Origin of the sequence: Planktothrix tepida PCC 9214 (assembly GCF_900009145.1) — a bacterium.
Lineage (GTDB): Bacteria > Cyanobacteriota > Cyanobacteriia > Cyanobacteriales > Microcoleaceae > Planktothrix > Planktothrix tepida.
Genome location: NZ_LN889813.1, coordinates 15483 through 34272, shown reverse-complemented (window position 1 = coordinate 34272; position 18790 = coordinate 15483). Strand labels below are relative to the sequence as shown.

19 protein-coding genes are annotated in these 18790 nt (G+C 40.5%); 13 read left to right on the top strand and 6 right to left on the bottom strand.

Annotated features, from left to right (window positions below):
* The first annotated feature begins 43 nt into the window (after positions 1–43).
* The 6 genes from PL9214_RS22845 (at position 44) to PL9214_RS22820 (ending at position 2539) form a co-directional block, all read left to right on the top strand.
* Complete coding sequence (locus PL9214_RS22845) at positions 44–256, top strand: CCE_0567 family metalloprotein (RefSeq protein ID WP_072721263.1); 213 nt, start codon at positions 44–46, stop codon at positions 254–256.
* Between the two features lie 24 nt (positions 257–280).
* Positions 281–598: a nitrogenase-stabilizing/protective protein NifW gene (gene nifW / locus PL9214_RS22840; protein ID WP_072721262.1), complete on the top strand. Its 318-nt coding sequence runs from the start codon at positions 281–283 to the stop codon at positions 596–598.
* A gap of 11 nt (positions 599–609) precedes the next feature.
* A complete protein-coding gene (locus PL9214_RS22835; RefSeq protein ID WP_072721260.1) occupies positions 610–1356 on the top strand; it encodes a HesA/MoeB/ThiF family protein in 747 nt (248 codons plus the stop codon).
* A 33-nt stretch (positions 1357–1389) separates the two neighbouring features.
* Complete coding sequence (locus PL9214_RS22830) at positions 1390–1761, top strand: HesB/IscA family protein (protein WP_072721258.1); 372 nt, start codon at positions 1390–1392, stop codon at positions 1759–1761.
* A gap of 39 nt (positions 1762–1800) precedes the next feature.
* A complete protein-coding gene (locus PL9214_RS22825) occupies positions 1801–2103 on the top strand; it encodes a 2Fe-2S iron-sulfur cluster-binding protein (RefSeq protein WP_072721257.1) in 303 nt (100 codons plus the stop codon).
* Positions 2104–2197: 94 nt separating this feature from the next.
* Entirely contained in the window at positions 2198–2539 is a 342-nt protein-coding gene (locus PL9214_RS22820) for a hypothetical protein (RefSeq protein ID WP_072721255.1), read from the top strand.
* A gap of 59 nt (positions 2540–2598) precedes the next feature.
* Here the strand turns inward: PL9214_RS22820 and PL9214_RS22815 are convergent, their stop codons facing one another.
* Complete coding sequence (locus PL9214_RS22815) at positions 2599–2808, bottom strand: TOBE domain-containing protein (protein WP_072721254.1); 210 nt, start codon at positions 2806–2808, stop codon at positions 2599–2601.
* Positions 2809–3170: 362 nt separating this feature from the next.
* Between PL9214_RS22815 and modA the strand changes: the two genes are divergently transcribed.
* The 3 genes from modA (at position 3171) to PL9214_RS22800 (ending at position 6991) form a co-directional block, all read left to right on the top strand.
* On the top strand, positions 3171–3968 hold the full coding sequence (gene modA, locus PL9214_RS22810; RefSeq protein ID WP_072721252.1) for a molybdate ABC transporter substrate-binding protein: 798 nt from the start codon (positions 3171–3173) through the stop codon (positions 3966–3968).
* Positions 3969–3986: 18 nt separating this feature from the next.
* The gene (gene modB / locus PL9214_RS22805) at positions 3987–5825 is read left to right on the top strand and encodes a molybdate ABC transporter permease subunit (protein ID WP_072721251.1); all 1839 of its coding nucleotides are present in this window, start codon (positions 3987–3989) and stop codon (positions 5823–5825) included.
* A gap of 566 nt (positions 5826–6391) precedes the next feature.
* On the top strand, positions 6392–6991 hold the full coding sequence (locus PL9214_RS22800; RefSeq protein ID WP_072722301.1) for a CBS domain-containing protein: 600 nt from the start codon (positions 6392–6394) through the stop codon (positions 6989–6991).
* Positions 6992–7219: 228 nt separating this feature from the next.
* Here the strand turns inward: PL9214_RS22800 and PL9214_RS22795 are convergent, their stop codons facing one another.
* Genes PL9214_RS22795 through PL9214_RS22775 form a run of 5 tightly spaced genes read right to left on the bottom strand, consistent with a single transcriptional unit; the run spans position 7220 to position 11606 of the window.
* Complete coding sequence (locus PL9214_RS22795) at positions 7220–8263, bottom strand: sulfate/molybdate ABC transporter ATP-binding protein (protein ID WP_072721249.1); 1044 nt, start codon at positions 8261–8263, stop codon at positions 7220–7222.
* 47 nt (positions 8264–8310) lie between these two features.
* On the bottom strand, positions 8311–9150 hold the full coding sequence (cysW, locus tag PL9214_RS22790; protein ID WP_072721248.1) for a sulfate ABC transporter permease subunit CysW: 840 nt from the start codon (positions 9148–9150) through the stop codon (positions 8311–8313).
* Between the two features lie 51 nt (positions 9151–9201).
* On the bottom strand, positions 9202–10074 hold the full coding sequence (gene cysT / locus PL9214_RS22785; protein ID WP_072721246.1) for a sulfate ABC transporter permease subunit CysT: 873 nt from the start codon (positions 10072–10074) through the stop codon (positions 9202–9204).
* Positions 10075–10106: 32 nt separating this feature from the next.
* Positions 10107–10433 (bottom strand): NIL domain-containing protein, encoded by a 327-nt coding sequence (locus PL9214_RS22780; RefSeq protein WP_083580148.1) that lies wholly within the window; start codon positions 10431–10433, stop codon positions 10107–10109.
* 60 nt (positions 10434–10493) lie between these two features.
* Positions 10494–11606 carry a sulfate ABC transporter substrate-binding protein gene (locus tag PL9214_RS22775; protein WP_072721244.1) on the bottom strand — a complete coding sequence of 371 codons (1113 nt, stop codon included), beginning with the start codon at positions 11604–11606 and terminating at the stop codon, positions 10494–10496.
* 322 nt (positions 11607–11928) lie between these two features.
* Between PL9214_RS22775 and PL9214_RS22770 the strand changes: the two genes are divergently transcribed.
* The 4 genes from PL9214_RS22770 (at position 11929) to PL9214_RS22755 (ending at position 18783) form a co-directional block, all read left to right on the top strand.
* A complete protein-coding gene (locus PL9214_RS22770; protein WP_072721242.1) occupies positions 11929–12717 on the top strand; it encodes a cyclic nucleotide-binding domain-containing protein in 789 nt (262 codons plus the stop codon).
* A gap of 146 nt (positions 12718–12863) precedes the next feature.
* A complete protein-coding gene (locus PL9214_RS22765) occupies positions 12864–13862 on the top strand; it encodes a hypothetical protein (protein ID WP_072721241.1) in 999 nt (332 codons plus the stop codon).
* A gap of 44 nt (positions 13863–13906) precedes the next feature.
* Positions 13907–14491, top strand: coding sequence for an endonuclease dU (locus PL9214_RS22760; protein WP_072721239.1), 585 nt, complete (start codon positions 13907–13909; stop codon positions 14489–14491).
* A 179-nt stretch (positions 14492–14670) separates the two neighbouring features.
* On the top strand, positions 14671–18783 hold the full coding sequence (locus tag PL9214_RS22755) for a diguanylate cyclase domain-containing protein (protein WP_072721238.1): 4113 nt from the start codon (positions 14671–14673) through the stop codon (positions 18781–18783).
* The last annotated feature ends 7 nt before the right edge of the window (positions 18784–18790 follow it).

Genomic DNA, 18790 nt, shown 5'->3' with positions numbered 1-18790 from the left:
TAACTGGTAACTGATAACTGTTAACTGATAACTGGTAACTGACATGGTTCAAGTTGATTTAACCCTTGACGAATTAAAGACAAAAATTAAGCGTCTTAATAGTCAAGGTGGACAATTAAAAATGGAACTCCATGATTTAGCTGAAGGATTGCCAACGGATTTCGAGAATATTATGGAAGTTGCGGGCAGAACCTATCAACTTTATCGAGAGTTAGACGAACTCAAAAAGCAGCTAAAAGCACGGGAATCTCAATAGAAACTATTTCACCCAAAACCAATCATGACCCAAGCCTTATCTGACTTTAAAAAGTTAATGGATGCGGAAGAATATTTCCAGTTCTTCCAACTCCCCTTTGACGAGCAAATTGTCAATGTTAACCGTCTTCATATCTTGAAGAAATTCTCTCAATTAGTGGCTAAAATTGATGCAGCTTTTCCCGATATCGAACCTGAAGAAAAACTCAATCAGTATCGTGAAGCACTGCAACAAGCCTACAACGTATTTTTAACTTCAACCGCAGTGGAGGAAAAACTCTTCAAGGTTTTCAACGAAAAGCCCAAAAATGTAGTTTTACTCTCAGAAATTGAGTCAGATTAAGGAGGATTGAAATGTTCAGCCTAACACCCACTGAGTTAGAACGTTATCAACGCCAAATCATGCTTCCCGGTTTTGGGGAAGAAGCCCAAAATAAACTTCGTACCAGCACTGTTTTAGTGACAGGTGTGGGAGGGTTAGGAGGAACAGCAGCCCTTTATTTAGCAGTTGCAGGAATTGGACGGTTAATATTAGTTCGAGGTGGTAATTTACGCCGAGATGACATGAACCGCCAAGTTCTGATGACAGAAGATTGGGTGGGGAAACCTCGAATTGAGAAAGCGAAAGAAAGCCTGGCTGCAATTAACCCGGATGTGGAAATTGAGGCTATTCCTGAATATGTAACGGCATCTAATGTTGATTCGTTAGTGTTACAAGCTGATATCACCTTAGACTGTGCCCATAACTTTGTAGAACGGGATTTATTAAATGCAGCTTGTGTCCGTTGGCAAAAACCTATGGTGGAAGCAGCCATGAACGGAATGGAAGCGTATTTAACAACAATTATTCCCGGTAAAACGCCTTGCTTATCTTGTTTATTTCCTGAAAAACCGGAATGGGATAAACGGGGTTTTGGGGTGTTAGGTGCGGTTTCTGGAACCTTAGCTTGTTTAACTGCATTAGAAGCAATTAAGGTGATTACAGGGCTTGGACAACCCTTATTTTCTCACCTGTTAATGATGGATTTAGGGACTTTGAATTTCTCTAAACTTCATACCTATCATGATCGCCATTGTCCGGTTTGTGGCACACAAAAATAGTTGATCTATTGATTCAATTTAGGAGATTTGACCATGATTAATTTAACGGAGAAAGCGGCATTCAGGCTTCGGGCTTTTCTAAGAGCAAAAGGCTCTTCAGATGAAACTGCTACTCGTAGAGGTGTAAGGCTTTCTGTTGCTGATGGGGGATGTAGCGGTTATGAATATAAAATGGATATTACCAGTCAACCTCACTCTGATGATTTGGTAATTGAAGAGGATTCTGTACTATTTTATATTGACCTGAAGAGTTCCCCTTTATTAGAAGGATTAGAGATTGATTTCATTGATGGTTTAATGGAGTCTGGATTTAAGTTTTCTAATCCGAATGCTTCTGGTAGTTGTGGCTGTGGCAAATCTTTCAAAGCTGGGGATTGTACCCCTGCTGCGGTTCCTTGCAGTTAATTTTTTGGTACTTCTACATACATTATAAGGTGTAAAAACATGGGAACAACTTATCAAGTTCGCTTACAAAGCAAAAAGTATGGATTGGATACTGTGATTGATGTCGATGAGGATACTTATATTCTTAAAGCTGCTGAGGAGAACGGAATAGAATTACCTTTCTCTTGTTCTGCGGGTTCCTGTTCGAGTTGTGTGGGAAAAGTCATTGAAGGGGAAATTGATCAATCTGAACAAAATTTTCTGGATGATGAACAAATAGAAAAAGGATTTGTTCTCCTTTGTGTTGCATATCCTCGTTCAAATTGTACCATTCGTACCCATCAGGAAGCGTATTTAGTCTAAGTTTGTAGGGGTTGGGTTGCCCAACCCTCTAGGGGATCTGGGTTAAAAAACTCAACCCCTACAATCTCAAATTACTCTCAATCTCTAACTTCCCATGATTAGTCAAGAGCTAATTACCCAAGAATTTATTCAAGTTGTGAAGCGTGAATATCCTAACACCGGACAACTTTTGGATAACTGTTATGTTAAAGTTCTCGATTTTTCAGTGAAACGGCTAGAAAAACGATTCTACTACGTTGCAGTTTATTGCCCTAAAACTTTAATTTCTGAATTGCGATCGCAATCCCATTTGTTCAAAGAAATTGCTGAAAATATGGGATTAATGGATGTTGTTTTTATTAAATCTAATAACCTACTCCGAGATCCGCTTTCTAAAATTAAACAAGATTATCCTCGGTTATGGTTAGAACTCCATTCAGTTATCTCCCCTTTCTAAAGTCCGTTGAAAAGCCCCCGTTTTCAGGGAGCTTTGAGGACTATTTAAAGTCTTAACCTTTATTCAATACCCACGATCACGTCAGTTGATTTGATGAGGGCATAAACTTCTGTTCCATCTGTAAGCCCTAAACTTTCAGCCGAGGATTTTGTAATAATAGAGACGATTTCGACTCCCGGTGAAATCTCAATTACAACTTCCGTATTCACTGCCCCGACTGTCAATTGTTTGACAGTTCCTTTGAGAGAATTACGAGCACTAATTTTCATGGGTATAACCTCTTGAGTCTAAATATTGTATTAATCTGAAGTAAGTGTTCAACAGTAAAGTTAATATCCTTATGTTAAAGTTTCGTGTTCCTATCTGGATACTAGCTTTTAGGACTTTTCGTTTATTGATGATGATCTCTTACTCGATTATAATTCTACAATAACACCTCGTTTTTGCCAATCTATATATTTTTATTTAAAAGGTATTTTAAATAAAAAAAACAAACAAGATATAAAATTGTATTGGTTTATACATCTTTTGATTAAAATCAATATACTATAATCAATTGTAGAATTAAAAACGGCTTTCAAAATCTCAGTTTTTATTCTTCAAATCCAGCAGTTTCTAATATTTTACTAAAATGAAAAAAAGACGGCTTGTAACGTTTCTAGCCACAATTTTAATGACGTTAATCCTAACGATGGGGATTCGAGTCATTAACCAAACGCCTCTGTTAGCTCAAACGAACTCTAGCTTACTCGTATCGGCGGCGGCTAGTTTAAAAGAAGCCCTAGAAGAAATTAAGCCCGCGTATCAGCAAATTCACTCCAAGGTTGCTGTTAACTATAATTTTGGGGCTTCGGGAACATTGCAACAACAAATTGAAAATGGTGCACCTGCGGATATCTTTTTCTCAGCCGCTAAAAAACAGATGGATGCTTTACAGGAAAAAAATCTGATTATTCCCGAAACTCGGCGTAATGTTTTGACCAACAACCTGGTCTTAATTGTTCCCAAAAATTCCACAGGTATTACCAGTTTTAGAAATTTAACCGATGCTAAAATTAAGCGAATTGCTGTAGGTGAACCGAGAAGTGTACCCGCCGGACAATATGCTGAAGAAGTGTTTAAAAATTTAGGCATTTTAGACGCGATTAAACCTAAACTGGTTTTAGGCAATAATGTGCGAAATGTTTTGGCGGCGGTAGAAAGTGGGAATGCTGATGCCGGGGTTGTTTATACAACGGATGCTAAACTTTCAAATCAAGTCAAAATTGTAGCAACTGCACCTGCCAATCTCCATTCCCCAATTGTTTATCCAGTTGCAGTTTTAAAAAGTAGTAAAGATCCAGCCTCGGCTAAAGAATATGTGCAGTTTTTAGCGAGCGATCGCGGCATGAAAATCTTTCAAAAATACGGATTTAGCAAAGCTAGTTAAAGTGATTTACTTAAACCCATGTCTTTAGATCTTTCTCCCCTCTGGATTTCCCTTAAAACCGCTTCAATTGCTACATTCATTACCTTCTTTTTAGGCATCCTGGCGGCTTATTGGATGTTGAACTATCGGGGAAAAGGGAAATCAATTATAGAGGGGGTTTTTATTTCCCCTTTAATTTTACCGCCTACCGTTGTGGGTTTTTTATTACTATTATTCTGTGGTAAAAACGGCCCCCTCGGACAACTATTATCGCCCTTTAATATCAACTTGGTTTTTACTTGGTATGCCGCCGTAATTGCCGCAACGGTTGTGGCGTTTCCCTTAATGTACAAAACCGCATTGGGGGCCTTTAAACAAATTGATCGCACCCTTTTACAAGTTGCTAGAACTTTAGGCGGTTCTGAAATTACTATTTTTTGGCGAATTGCTTTACCCTTGGCTTTACCCGGTATTCTAGCTGCAACCATTTTGGCATTTTGTCGGGCATTAGGGGAATTTGGCGCCACCTTAATGATTGCGGGGAATATTCCAGGGGAAACTCAAACGATTCCGATGGCGATTTATTTCGCAGTGGAAGCAGGGGCGATGAAAGAAGCTTGGATTTGGGTGTTAGTGATTCTCACCGTTTCTTTCTCAGCCATTACAGTTGTTAACCTGTGGGAAAATGGAACGAAAAAGAAAGGGATAGGGCCCTATTCTAACCCATCTTTCCAAAGGTCGGATTTCAGATCAGAGCTTGATCACGAATTTATGATCTCTTCCCTGATTTCCGATTCCTCAACACCTCCCTATTTATCGATTAATATTCAGAAGAAATTACCAGGTTTTGAGTTAGAAGTTGCTTTTAATAGTGATGATCGTCCTTTAGGATTGTTGGGGGGATCGGGTGCAGGAAAAAGCATGGTTTTGCGGTGTATTGCGGGGATAGAAACACCGGATCGAGGTCAAATTATTTTGAATGGACAGGTTTTATTTGATTCTGAAAACGGAATTAATTTACCCCCCTGTGAGCGCCGGGTGGGTTTTTTATTTCAAAACTATGCTTTATTTCCCCATTGGACAGTGGCTCAAAATATTGCCTTTGGCTTACCCAAAGGAATGTCTAAAAATAAAATTCAGGCTGCTGTTGGAACCTTGTTAGCTCAGGTTCATTTAGAAGCATTAGGAAATCGTTATCCTCGCCAACTATCGGGGGGTCAACAACAGCGAGTTGCATTAGCCAGAGCTTTAGCAAGTCAACCGGAAATATTATTATTAGATGAACCGTTTTCTGCCCTAGATACCTATTTACGAAGTCAACTCGAACATCAATTAATTTCTCTGTTATCTTTTTATCGAGGAGTTACATTATTTGTTACTCATAATTTAGAGGAGGCTTATCGAATTTGTGAGAATCTTTTAGTCATGGATCAGGGAAAAGCGATCGCATTTGATATTAAACAAAACATTTTTGAGCATCCTCCTAATTTTCGCACGGCTCAACTCACTGAATGTAAAAACTTTTCTCGAGCAATTAGCCACGATTTTCAAACTATAGAAGCGTTAGATTGGGGGTGTAGGTTACGAGTAATTGAACCCATTCAAGAACCTCTAGCTTATGTGGGAATTCGTGCCCATCAATTAAGTTTTCCTACAGATCCAAGTTTAGACAATACTTTTCCCTGTTGGTTAGCTAATACCAATGAAACCCAACATCGGATCACGTTATATCTTAAGTTAGCTTCTCCACCGGAGAATTTGGAAGATTATCATTTACAAGCTGAAGTTTTTAAAGAAAAATGGGCAACTTTAAAAGATCGTCCTTTTCCTTGGTTGGTGCAGTTACATTCTTTACGGTTATTTTTAATGTCGGAATAAAGAAGTTTAATCTCTAACAAGGGGTTAAAAGAATGTAGAGATTTTATCCATAAAATTCTCTGATAAAATATTAAGATTTAGTTGGGGACAGATCCGCGTGTCTACCTTTAGGTTTAATTGAATTTACTTCAGTATTGTTCCAATTTTTTATTTTAGTAAAGTAAGGGAGATTTATGAAAATAATTGAAATTCTATTGTTTTTATTTATTGATGCTTTTTTAATGATTATTTCACAATTTAAGGCTTGTTTCTTAGGAGTTTTAATGATACTCTGTTTTTAAAGTTAAAGTGTTGCCTTAAATGCTTGACATAAATTTTTATCTGAAAGAAAAATCGACTTTTTTTCAACCTGGCTATTAATATCAAGCTTCCTCAGTATTTCAGAAAAAATGATCCAATCAGACTTAAGAAATAATCCCAATCCAAGGCTAGTTGGATGGGGATTATTGTGAGATTCCTAATCAATCTGATTGAATCGAAGTCAAGTTTGTTCTCAAATTGAGAACCGTTTATTGCAGCTACTCATAACTCCTAAATTTGGCTTAGAACAACCCAAGGAGGAAATTATGAAAGCCAAGGATATTATGACACAAGAAGTCGCCATAATTCGAGGTTCTGCAACCGTAGCCGAAGCTGTTCGACTGATGCGCTTAAAAGAAGTTCGGGCACTGATTGTTGAAGCTCGTCATCCAGAAGATGCCTATGGCATTGTCACGGAAACGGATATTATTGCTAAAGTCGTGGCTTACGGAAAAGACCCCAAACAGGTGCGAGTTTACGAAATTATGAGTAAACCTTGTATTGTGGTCAATCCTGATCTGAATCTGGAATATGTAGCCCGCTTATTTGCCAATACAGGAATTTGGCGAGCTCCGGTTATTCAAGGGGAATTATTGGGGATTATTTCAGTCACCGATATTTTAATGCAAGGTGATTTCCTGGAAAATCCTAAATTAGCCTATCTCCAACAAAAGCTTCAGGAAGCCATCTCGAATGCTCGTTCTATTTCCGCCACCTCTGGTAATGATTCTAAAGCTGCGGCTGAAGCGTGGGAGTTGGTAGATGAAATTGAAGCCGAAGCGGGTTTTTATGGAGCTTTAAAAGCAGAAAAAACCGCTAAGGAACTCTTTTTTGAACGGGAATCTCAGCCGGTTTCTATCAGCTAAACAATTGGGGTCAATGACATAACCAGAATCCATGTCCAGCCATTGAGATTCGGTGATTTCATGTTAGGGCTAGATTTTTCTGGCTTCTTCCTCTGACCCCCTCTTTTTGTTTGAATAGTGATCGCACTCCAGTTATTTGGGTTCATAAATCAGTGCGATCACCCAATTCAATATTCATTCTTTAACGTTATTTGCTTGCTATATAATCATTATCATCTATAGCAGTCCTTATGCTTGTTGAAGTCCCGCTAGTAGAATTTCGCAGGTTTCACCGTTATATCCTCGTTTCGGTTCCACAAAAACTTCATCGCCCGCTTGAAGTTGTAGTTTGGTAAACTGTTCTTTCGTTAAATGGGCAACAATTTGACGCTCATCAGCTAAGATTAAATCCACTTGAATATCCCATCCTAAATGAGTGATCCGTTTAACTAAAGCTGGAGACCTCAAATCTAAGTGATTGGTGATGTGAAGTTCAAGATCATGGGGACGAATAAAAATATTAGAAGTAGTAGGAGCCACTAAGCCCACATCTTGGAAAAGGGAAGCATGACTGGGTAATACATTAACAGTTCCGATAAATTGCATCACAAAAGGTGTCGCTGGTTGATCATAAATTTCTGAGGGGGTTCCCACCTGTTCTATTTTGCCTTGATTCATGACAACAATTTCATCGGCTACCGCCATTGCTTCTTCTTGGTCATGGGTCACAAAAACGCTAGTGACATGAACTTCATCATGCAATTGTCGTAACCAACTCCGCAATTCTAAGCGCACTTTGGCATCTAAGGCTCCAAAGGGTTCATCAAGTAATAAAACCTCGGGTTGAACCGCTAAAGCACGAGCTAAAGCTACCCGTTGACGTTGACCCCCAGACAGTTGAGATGGATAACGATTTCCTAATCCGGTTAACTGAATTAATTCTAACAATTCTTCAACTCTGGCTTTAACTTTTTGCCGAGGATGTTTGCGAATTTCTAAACCAAAAGCGATATTTTGGCGAACAGTCAGATGTTTAAACAGGGCATAATGTTGGAATACAAATCCAATATTTCGCTTTCTGACATCTAAATGGGTGGTATCGTTACCATTGATAATAATTTGTCCACTGTTGGGGGGTTCTAATCCGGCGATCGCTCTTAATAAAGTTGACTTTCCCGAACCCGAAGGCCCTAGTAAGGCAACTAATGTTCCATCTTTAATTTCCAAGTTGATATCGTCTAAAGCTTGAAAATTACCGAACACTTGAGAAACGTTTTTAATGATAATACTCATAGCACCTCAAAATAAAAAAAGTGAAATTTTAATTGTGATAAAACAGGTTAACGACGACTGGTTTTTCTCTCTAAGATTTCTTTGAGAACTAAAGTGACTAAGGCGAGTAGCGCTAAAATGGTGGCGGCACCAAAGGCGGCTTCGGTTTGATAATTTTTGTAGGCTTGTTCCACAAAGGTTGGTAAGGTTAAAGTTCGACCTGCAATTAATCCAGAAACAACGGCGACTGCTCCAAATTCACCCATAGCTCTAGCATTGGTTAATAGAACACCATAAAGTAAACCCCATTTAATATTGGGAAGGGTCACACGCCAAAAGATTTGGAAATCTTGAGCTCCTAAAGTTCGGGCGGCTTCTTCCTGTTCTGAACCCACTTCTTCTAAAACAGGAATCACTTCTCTAGCGACAAAAGGTAAAGAAACAAATAGCGTAGCCAGTACCATTCCGGGGAGAGAAAATAATACTTTAATATCAGCATTTTGTAACGCTGCACCAAACCAACCATTACGACCATATAACAGCACAATCATTAACCCGGCTACCACGGGAGAAATGGCAAAGGGTAGGTCAATAATACTGATTAATAAGGTACGACCCGGAAATTGATTTCGAGCAATCACCCAAGCGGCACAGAGTCCAAATAAAGTATTAAGAGGAACAACAATCAATGCAATGATTAAAGTCAGTTGCATTGCGCTTTGAAAATCGCGGGTATTGATGGCGGTGATAAACTCTTGGGTTCCTTTATGAAAGGCTTCATAAAAAACGGCTATTGCTGGAATAAATAAAACCAAAGCCAGATAGAGTAAAGCAATGCCAATTAAAAGCCATTGAACCCAAGGGAGAGGATGAGAACTATCAGGTTTGATGGATGAACGGGATAACATAAAGAGTAAATCATCAATGAATATTAGACAAGAATCATCAGGGAAAAAATCTTAACTTTTGAGAGAATAACGACGTCCCCAATGTTGCAGTGTATTAATTAACACTAATAAGAACAATGAAATGATCAATAAAACTGCACCAACGACGGTTGCACCGACATAATCATATTGTTCTAAGCGTTGAAAGACTAAAATAGGGGCAATTAAATCTTTAAAGGGAATACTCGAAGAAATAATCACCACTGAACCGTATTCTCCTACTGCACGGGAAAAACCGAGGGCAATTCCGGTTAGAATAGGAGGCATTAAGGGGGGGAGTAAAACTCTTAAAAAGGTTTGAAATTGAGATGCACCTAATGACCAAGCTGCTTCTTCTGTTTCTCGTTCCATTTCTTGCATAACAGGTTGTAAAGTTCGCACCACGAAAGGCAACGAAATAAACAACATGGCAACGAAAACCCCTAAACGGGTGAAGGCAATTTTAATCCCAAAGGGGGCAAAAAATTGTCCGATCCACCCTTTATCGCTATAAACCGTTGCTAAAACTAAACCCGCAACGGAAGTCGGTAAAGCAAAGGGTAAATCAACGGCAGCATCGATTAATTTTTTCCCTGGAAATTGATAACGAACTAACACCCAAGCGATTAAAGTCCCCATCAGTCCATTCATTGCCCCTGCGGCTAATGCCGTTACAAAGCTAACGTTATAAGCCGAAATAGCAACGGGACTAAAGGCAATATTCCAGAATTCCTGGGGAGATACCATTAGGGATTGTCTAATTAATGCTGTAAAGGGCAGAATTAACATGACAATCAGATAGAAAAAGGTAAAAACCCACGGAAAAGAAAACCGCCTCCAAAGTTTTTTTAAGGCGTTATTGAAAGCGGGTTTTTGAGTGTTAAACTGGGCTACAGGAATCCTCATAAATACTTAATACTCTACAAATACTTGACTATTTACCAGCCATCTACTTCTGTTTTTGAGTCTTGCCAAACTTCAACATCGAGATCAGAAAGATAAATCATGGCACTATCGATTTGTTGGGGGGTTCCTTTCAGGACTAAATCAAACCAACCATCTTCCCGGGCATTCTGACCTAAAATGGCTCCCCTAATATTCACTTCTAAACCGTAATTAGAAGCTAGACGAGAAATCACGGGTTCTTGATGGTATTCTTTAGGAATTCTGACTCGAATTCGAGAAATAAATTGATACTTTTCTCTGGCAGTAAACACAGATAAATTAGTATCATCGGACTCGAATTTTGTTGAATTTAAAGACATCTTATTCTCCTTAAATCAAGAAGTATAGAGTGATACAGGGGAGCAAAATTGTGCCATTTTCTATTTAGATTGAGCGATTTTAGATTGCATTTGATCAAAAAATGCTCCATCCGCAAAAAATTGAGTATCTACCTGTTTCCAGCCACCTAAATCTTGAACAGTAAACAGTTTTTCGACTTTAGGAAATTGGCTGGCAAATTCCGCTTCAACGGTTGGTTCAACGGGTCGAAATCCGACTTTGGCAAACTCTCGTTGTGCTTCAGGTGTAAATAAGAATTTGGTAAAGGCTTCTGCCACTGCGCGGGTTCCATGTTTGTCTACATTGGCATCAACCACAGCCACAGGATTATCAATCGAAATGTTATAATCCGTCGGCACAATATAAGGTTGTTTATCTCCTTTTTGAGATGCTAAAATCACTTCATTTTCATAATTAATTAAGACATTCCCTTGACCTTGTTTGTAGAACACATCACTGGCTTCACGAGCATCTTTCGGCAGAACAGGAACACGACTAAACACAGTTTCAAGAAAGCTTTGAGCTTCTGATTCCGTTCCTCCGGCTTGGGTAACACTACCCCACAAAGCCAGAACGTTCCACTTGGCTCCACCGGAAGTTTTGGGGTTGGCGGTAATCACTTGAATATCATCACGGGTCAAATCAGACCATCCCTTGACACCCAGATTGGCATCCCGAAGAACCAAAGCTGCAACGGATTTATGCACGATGGAATCATTGGGCAGTTCTTTTTCCCAACCCGGTTGGATGAGTCCGGCTTTCTCGATTTTGGCGGTATCTCCAGCTAAAGCTAAAGCCACCACATCGGCATCAAGTCCATCAATCACGGCACGGGTTTGGGAGCCAGAGCCGCCATAACTTTGTTCAAACTCTACAGTCTGCCCGGTTTGAGCTTTCCACTGCTCTACGAACTTGGGAATGATGTTTTCATAGGCAGTTTTAGTGACAGCGTAGGATACGAGGGTGAGTTTAATCGGTTTATTCGATTGAGCTTGGGGTGTTGCTGGATTATTGGCAGTGTTAGGAGATGAATTAGTGGCGGTGTTGGGTGAAGAGCAAGCAACCACCATCGTGTTGAGTGCCAATCCAGTAAGGACACAACCAAAGAATTTAGCAGAGGAACGTTTTGGGGACAACGATGAACGGATTTGCATTATCATACTCCTGAGATTAGGCTGGAATTCATTTACACAGCCTTTCATTTTTGACTGTACTCGAATTCTATAGTAAGTCGGTTTGAATTTCAATACATTTACATTACAATAATTAAAAAATTGAATTTATCAGTCAATGCGTTTGCCATGTCAAGATAAATAGTAGGTTGATCCAGTGGTGCAATCGGAGGATGTCTAATCAGCCCTCTTGGTGTGATGTTCAACCCCGAAATACTGTGGAAGAAACTGCACACCCAGCATTGCTACCCCTAGGCCAGATATAGGTGATCAATCCGGTGAAGTCGCAGTAAGAAAGGACAATATGGCAGCACAAGCACCTTCAGCAGCAATCGAGTTAGCAAAACTTTTGATTGAGAGTAACTACCTCTTCAAAGACTTAGAGATTAAATGGTTGGCTCAATATCTTCCTCCAGACCTCACGGTAGAAAAGCTTTATTCCAACCGTCCTGTGTATACGGCTTTTCGTCCTCATATTTTTTTAGATGTTCTCTACATTATTATTAGTGGCGGGCCAATTATTATCCGCAGTACCCCCCTAGACCGGATTATTACCATTAGCTATCCGGGGGGATGTTTCGGGATGAGAAATCTCCCGTTTAGTTTTGGTCTGATGAGTCGAGCATTTCCCAGCTTAGTAGAAGCTTACAAAACCACCGATGTGATTAAGCTTCCCCTCGATACCCTCAAAGCCATTTATGAAAATAGCGAAGTCGTGCGGGAGCGTTATGATAAATTCTTTGAACTGCGGGAAAAATTTCAGTATCATTTACTCAATTGCAGTTCCTATCCGCCTCAAGCTGTTGCTGCTTTATTAAGAGGCTTAGTTTATCAAGAACGCAGTTTAGGAAATCAACCTCATTCTGATGGCGTTTATACGTTTGATTTACCCATTGATGTGATTGCCCGTTCCTGTCAATTAAACCACCGCACTGTTGAACAAGTCCTCAAAGGAATGCAAAAAGTGAAATTAATTGAAGCAGCTAAATCTAATGATGCTTCAGAAGACACCATTCGAGTCATTGACCCCGAAGGACTCAAAGAAACTTATAGTGCGACCCGTGATAAAGTCTCCTGGTGGCCGTTGAAGTAATTTTAAAAGTTCCTTTCGTGACTATTGCACCGTCAACGGTCAACGGACAACACTGCTGTTGGATTTCAACAAAATAGTTGCACAGCGATTGATGAGTGATAGTATCATTGAAATGCTTGAACCGTTACCCCAAAAGAGGTTTAGCTATGTCACCCCAAGATCAAAGCCGACGGGAACTTGCGAAAAGCGGTGATCCTAAAGCGATCGCAGACGCAATTAACCATTCCTTGAAAGCCAAAGGAATCAATGCCGATGTCATGCGGGATAACGGCTATCTCCATGTCATGCTCGAAGGCGATCAAGTTCCTAACCATCAAAAAGAGTTAGTGAACTTTGTCCGCAATGGCATGGATCGCCTCGGCGTTGAAACAATTTACACGATTAAAGTATATGGACGTCAGTTTGGAGATGATTTACCTTTTTGGGAAGAAGAAATTGTTCTAAGAACTCCACCCCCTCCCTCTATTCATTCAGTGGATGATGTCCATTTAGATGAATCTTCTGTTCCCCTAGTGGATGACGAAGATGTAGAGGAAGATTATGAGATTGATGACGAAATTATCGGCGATAACGATATCGTTGATGAAGAAGATTACCTGCCTCCAGGGAATCGTAATCCAGTATCAGATTATAATCCTGAAGAGGATGATGATCCCGATGATGATGATGATCACGATCAAACGACGCGAGAGGTGGAACCCAATCAGCCAAAAAGTAAGGTTTTGCTGTTAGGTTTGTTAGGTGGGTTAGGACTTTTGGTGATCTTGGCCGGATTACATTTGACTGGAATTTTCCGCCTTCCCTTCCTCCCGTCCGCTTCTTCCCCGTCTTCAGAGTCTGCACCCTCTAACACATCCTCTGCACCCACCCCATCGGCTTCCCCAAAACCGGGTACACCTCCAGCAACACCGGCTGATCCGTTTGCAGAAGCAGTTAAAACAGCGACTAATGCAGCAAATTTAGCACAAACCGCTCAAACCAAAGCGGATTGGACAAAAGTGGCAACGGCCTGGCAACAAGCCAGTGAATTGATGAAGAAAGTTCCCAAATCTCATCCGAAGTTTACCGTTGCTGAAGATAGAGCCGTTCAATACGCAAATAATCAAAAAGTGGCACAACAAAAAGCTGCCGTTGCTCCGAATTAAAATACAGTTTACAGTTTCTAGTTGAACTGTATTTTAATTCAGATATGCAATTAGAATCTCTGTTGAAACTCAACCGTGTGATTCGGGTGATTGGGTTTGATGATGCCCCTTTTCAACGGGGAATTGATCAAACTGTTTATATTGCCGGAGTTGTTTGTGGAGGAACTCGCTTTGAAGGTATGGTTTGGGGACAAGTCAAACAAGATGGTTGGGATGCAACGGATCAAATTTGTCAGCTATTAATTAATAAAAAATTTTTACCTCAATTACATTTAGTTTTAATTGATGGGATTGGATTTGGCGGATTCAATTTAATTGATTTACCTGAATTAGCTGATCGTTTACAAAAACCCTGTGTTACTGTCATGCGACATTATCCTAATTTTAATAAAATTGAACAGGCAATTTATCATTTATCCGAACCTGAAAAACGACTTCACTATTTAAAAAAAGCTGGAACAATCTACACTTATCCCCCTTTTTTCTTTCAAGTTTGTGGGGAAAATCCTGATATTATTGGGTTCGCTTTATCTCGGATAACAGATTGCGGAAATGTCCCAGAAGCATTACGATTAGCGCACTTGATTGGAGCCGCTATTATTCGGAGCCAAAGTGGTAGTCAAGCTTGATTTCTGTAGGGTTAAACCCTTAAGAAATTTTAAATTTTCAATAAACAATTGTAAATTTTTGATAAAGTTATGATTCCTTTTGATCGCATTTTCAATGAAACCGATCCAAAAGCAAGTTAGGTAGTCAATAATACAGATATTAATCTTCTGCTATTCCCATGCTCTTTGGTCATCTACCAATGTCTGCAATTGCTTTAGAGCAAACCCTGAATCAAATCATGGCAATTACGCAACAAATTCACCGACCTCTGGAATTAGGTGATATTTTAGATGTGACGGTCAAAGGAATTAGGGAAATACTGGGATGTGATCGGGCTTTGATTTATCGTTTTTTACCCGAAGGCGATGCCGTCATAGCAGAAGAATCCATTAGCTCTGAAACCTTACCGATTATCGGACAACTGATCTACGATCCCTGTTTTCAAGCCAAATGGGTAGACCTCTATCGCCAAGGACAGATTAGCTTCATTGAAGATACCGCAGCTAAACCCCTTGCACCCTGTTACAAACAGCTTTTACAACGATTAAAAATCGCTGCTAATCTCGTTGTCCCGATTTTACTCCCCCCATCCCCTGTAGAGACGCGCCATGGCGCGTCTGTACCAGCGTCCTCAACTTTACCCAATCTCTGGGGGTTATTGATTGTTCATCAATGTGACAGTCCCCGTCACTGGAAACCCTTAGAAATTCAATTTCTGCAACAAGTGGCGATTCATGTAGCCATCGCTGTCCAATGCCGAGAACCGAATCAACCTATCCGCGAATTCCATCAATGGCAACAACAGACTCTACAATCCCCCTCCCGTAGAGACGCGCCAAAAGCCTACGGCATGGCTGAGCCCAGGCGCGTCTCTACAGAAGAATGTGGCTGTTGCCATTCGGTTGATGAATCTCTACTTAAATCTTCTACCCCTCCGGTATCAATATCGGATTTAAGGGGATGGGATCGACTTCAAACCCCAATCTGGATTTTTGATATTGAGAATTTACAAATGTGGTGGGCAAACAAAGCCGCCCTTCATATCTGGAATGCAACCAATCGAGAGGAATTACTTCAGCGAAATTTTAAGGATGTTTCTGAAGCAACTCGCATTCGTTTAAACGCTTATTTACAACAATTTCAACACCAAGAAACTGTTACCGAAACCTGGACATTTTATCCTGAAGGAAAACCGATTTCTGTTCGTTGTACTTGTTCAGGAATTGAAATTGAAACAGGTCGAATGGCGATGTTAGTGGAAGGGATAACGGAGGTCGCCAATGAAAATACCCCTGAAACGTTGCGATCAATAGAAGTCCTGCATCATACAAGTGTAATGATTTCCCTCTACACCCTGAATGGGGTGCCCTTAATGCAAAATCCCGCCGCCTTGCATTGTTATGGGGATACCCTACATCCAAATAGGGCTGACGATAATATGTTTGTCCGCCACTTTGTTGATCCCAATATTGGAGAAACCGCAAGATTAACCGCCCAATCTGGTGCAGTTTTTAGCATTGAAACTCAAGTTTATACTTTAAATGGGATTCGTTGGCATGGGTTAGATGTGCGTTGTACCCGTGATCCGGTAACGGGTCATCCTATGCTGCTGGTGAATGAAAAAGATATTACTGAAAAACAAGCTTCTTTAATTGAACGTCAGCGTGTTGAACAAGAATTACGCTGGAAAGAAGCGTTATTACGCTCAATGACAGATACCTCTAACTTGGCTTTTTTTGTTGTTGATAATCGCACGGATAATATTCTTTATTTTAACCATCGTTTTTGTGAAATTTGGGGAATTGAACACTTAGAACGTCAAATATTAGAAGGGGTGTTAAAAAATAATGATATTATTCCCCCTTGTATTCGTTTAATAGCTGATGTTCATGCTTTTGCTGAGTCTTGTAAACCCTTACAATCAGAGGATAATCGAACAGTAATAGAAGATGAAATTGCCTTTTCGGATGGACGCACGATTCGCCGTTTTTCTAGCCAAATTCGAGATCAGAGCGATCACTATTTTGGACGGTTATATATTTTTGAGGATATTAGCGATCGCATTGCGGCTCAAAAGGCTTTAAAAGTCAGTGAAGACCGTTGGCAATATGCCTTAGAAGGCAATGGAGATGGGGTATGGGACTGGGAACCCCAAACCCATCAAGTCTTTTTCTCCCGGCGGTGGAAAGAAATGTTGGGATTTGCAGAAGATGAAATTGGCAACACCCTAGAAGAATGGGAAAACCGGGTTCATCCTGATGATATCGAAGCGGTTTATCGCAAAATTAACCAACATTTTCAAGGAGAAACTGAACAATATATCAGTGAACATCGGGTTTTGTGTAAAGACGGAAGCTATAAATGGATACTCGATCGCGGTCAAATTCTCAGCCGTAGCTCCCTAAAGTCCCTTCCCCTACGCATGATTGGAACCCATACCGATATTACAGAACGCAAAGCCATGGAGGAAACCCTGCGAGAACGGGAAACTCGTTTATCCTTAGCGTTAGAAGCGGCGCGGATGGGAACCTGGGACTGGAATATCCTCACGAATGAGATTCTCTACTCCGAGCAACTCCGGCTCATGTTTGGTTTATCTGGCCCTTATGATCGCAGCTATGAAGCCTTTTTAGAGATTGTGCATCCAGAGGATCGACGGTTGGTGGATCAGTCGGTGCGTTGTGCGTTGTCAGAAACAGATGATTATCATGTCGAGTTTCGGATTATTTTGGCCGAAGGAGCCGTTCATTGGATCTGTAATAAAGGACAAGTTTACTATAACGAATCCGGTCAAGCCATCCGTATGATCGGCGTAGCGATGGATATTACGGCTCAGAAACGCTCAGAAATTGACCTGCGGGAAAGCGAAGAACGCTATCGGTCTGTGATTGCCGCCATGGGTGAAGGGATTGTTCTCCAGCAAACCGATGGTCAGATCGTCGCCTGTAATCAAAGTGCAGAACGGATTTTAGGGTTAAGTTCTGATCAGATGATGGGCCGCACTTCCATTGATTCACGCTGGTGGGCGATTCAACATGATGGTTCTCCCTTTCCTGGAGAAAACCATCCCTCGATGGTGACGTTACGCACCGGAGAACCCCAATTTGATGTGATTATGGGAGTTCATAAACCCGATGGAGATTTGACTTGGATTTCGATTAATTCCCAACCTTTATTTCATTCCCATCAGCCTCAAGCCTATGCGGTTGTTACCTCCTTTTCAGATATTACTATTCGCAAACAAGCCGAAGAAGCCTTAAAACAACAGGCTGAACGGGAACGGATGATTTATACGATCACCCAACGAATTCGTCAGTCTTTGGATTTAGATGAAATTCTACAAACCACTGTTGCTGAGGTACGGCAGTTTTTACAAGCAGATCGGGTGATCATTTATCGGTTTAATTCTGATTGGAGTGGTGTAGTAGTTAAGGAGTCTGTGGAACCAGGTTGGAAATCGATTTTGAATCTGGAAATTACAGATACCTATTTTGTGCAGAATCAGAACAAATCCTATGAACAACACACAATCAAAGCGACTGCCGATATCTATACCGCAAACCTGCATTCCTGTCATTTGGAGCTATTAGAACAGTTACAAGTTCGAGCAAAATTAGTAGTTCCGATTGTACAAAATCAGGGTTTATGGGGGTTATTAGTTGCCCATCATTGCAGTGGGCCGAGGGAATGGTATTCCTTAGAGATTGAACTTTTGAAGCAATTAGCTGTTCAATTTGCGATCGCCATTTATCAATCGGAACTTCATCAACAATTGCAATTCGCTAACCAACAATTACAAAACTTAGCGATGGTGGATCAACTCACCAAAATTGCTAATCGTCGCTGTTTTGATGAGATCTTAAATCAAGAATGGCATCGTTTAATCCGAGAACAACGTCCCCTTTCTTTACTGCTTTGTGATATTGATTATTTTAAACAATATAATGATACCTACGGACATTCTCAAGGGGATATTTGTTTACAACAAGTAGCTCAAGCACTTCAGCAAGCCGTTCAGCGTTCTATTGATTTAGTTGCCCGATATGGAGGAGAAGAATTTGTAGTCATTTTACCCCATACGGATCAAGAAGGTGCGTTACAAGTCGCTGAGAAAATTCAAGAGGCAATTCAACAGTTTAACCAGCCTCATCGGGCTTCTGCTGTAAGTCAACGGGTAACGATGAGTATTGGAATTTGTACCCTAATTCCGACTTTAGATCGGGTTCCTTTGGATTTAATTAATGCCGCAGATGAGGCACTTTATCAAGCCAAAACCCAAGGACGAAATCGAGCCGTTAGCCGTATATTATAGGTGATAA

Bases quoted from the DNA above. Each gene is read 5' to 3' on its own strand.
- PL9214_RS22845 (WP_072721263.1), top strand. From the start codon at position 44: ATGGTTCAAGTTGATTTAACCCTTGACGAATTAAAGACAAAAATTAAG.
- nifW (WP_072721262.1), top strand. From the start codon at position 281: ATGACCCAAGCCTTATCTGACTTTAAAAAGTTAATGGATGCGGAAGAA.
- PL9214_RS22835 (WP_072721260.1), top strand. From the start codon at position 610: ATGTTCAGCCTAACACCCACTGAGTTAGAACGTTATCAACGCCAAATC.
- PL9214_RS22830 (WP_072721258.1), top strand. From the start codon at position 1,390: ATGATTAATTTAACGGAGAAAGCGGCATTCAGGCTTCGGGCTTTTCTA.
- PL9214_RS22825 (WP_072721257.1), top strand. From the start codon at position 1,801: ATGGGAACAACTTATCAAGTTCGCTTACAAAGCAAAAAGTATGGATTG.
- PL9214_RS22820 (WP_072721255.1), top strand. From the start codon at position 2,198: ATGATTAGTCAAGAGCTAATTACCCAAGAATTTATTCAAGTTGTGAAG.
- PL9214_RS22815 (WP_072721254.1), bottom strand. From the start codon at position 2,808: ATGAAAATTAGTGCTCGTAATTCTCTCAAAGGAACTGTCAAACAATTG.
- modA (WP_072721252.1), top strand. From the start codon at position 3,171: ATGAAAAAAAGACGGCTTGTAACGTTTCTAGCCACAATTTTAATGACG.
- modB (WP_072721251.1), top strand. From the start codon at position 3,987: ATGTCTTTAGATCTTTCTCCCCTCTGGATTTCCCTTAAAACCGCTTCA.
- PL9214_RS22800 (WP_072722301.1), top strand. From the start codon at position 6,392: ATGAAAGCCAAGGATATTATGACACAAGAAGTCGCCATAATTCGAGGT.
- PL9214_RS22795 (WP_072721249.1), bottom strand. From the start codon at position 8,263: ATGAGTATTATCATTAAAAACGTTTCTCAAGTGTTCGGTAATTTTCAA.
- cysW (WP_072721248.1), bottom strand. From the start codon at position 9,150: ATGTTATCCCGTTCATCCATCAAACCTGATAGTTCTCATCCTCTCCCT.
- cysT (WP_072721246.1), bottom strand. From the start codon at position 10,074: ATGAGGATTCCTGTAGCCCAGTTTAACACTCAAAAACCCGCTTTCAAT.
- PL9214_RS22780 (WP_083580148.1), bottom strand. From the start codon at position 10,433: ATGTCTTTAAATTCAACAAAATTCGAGTCCGATGATACTAATTTATCT.
- PL9214_RS22775 (WP_072721244.1), bottom strand. From the start codon at position 11,606: ATGCAAATCCGTTCATCGTTGTCCCCAAAACGTTCCTCTGCTAAATTC.
- PL9214_RS22770 (WP_072721242.1), top strand. From the start codon at position 11,929: ATGGCAGCACAAGCACCTTCAGCAGCAATCGAGTTAGCAAAACTTTTG.
- PL9214_RS22765 (WP_072721241.1), top strand. From the start codon at position 12,864: ATGTCACCCCAAGATCAAAGCCGACGGGAACTTGCGAAAAGCGGTGAT.
- PL9214_RS22760 (WP_072721239.1), top strand. From the start codon at position 13,907: ATGCAATTAGAATCTCTGTTGAAACTCAACCGTGTGATTCGGGTGATT.
- PL9214_RS22755 (WP_072721238.1), top strand. From the start codon at position 14,671: ATGTCTGCAATTGCTTTAGAGCAAACCCTGAATCAAATCATGGCAATT.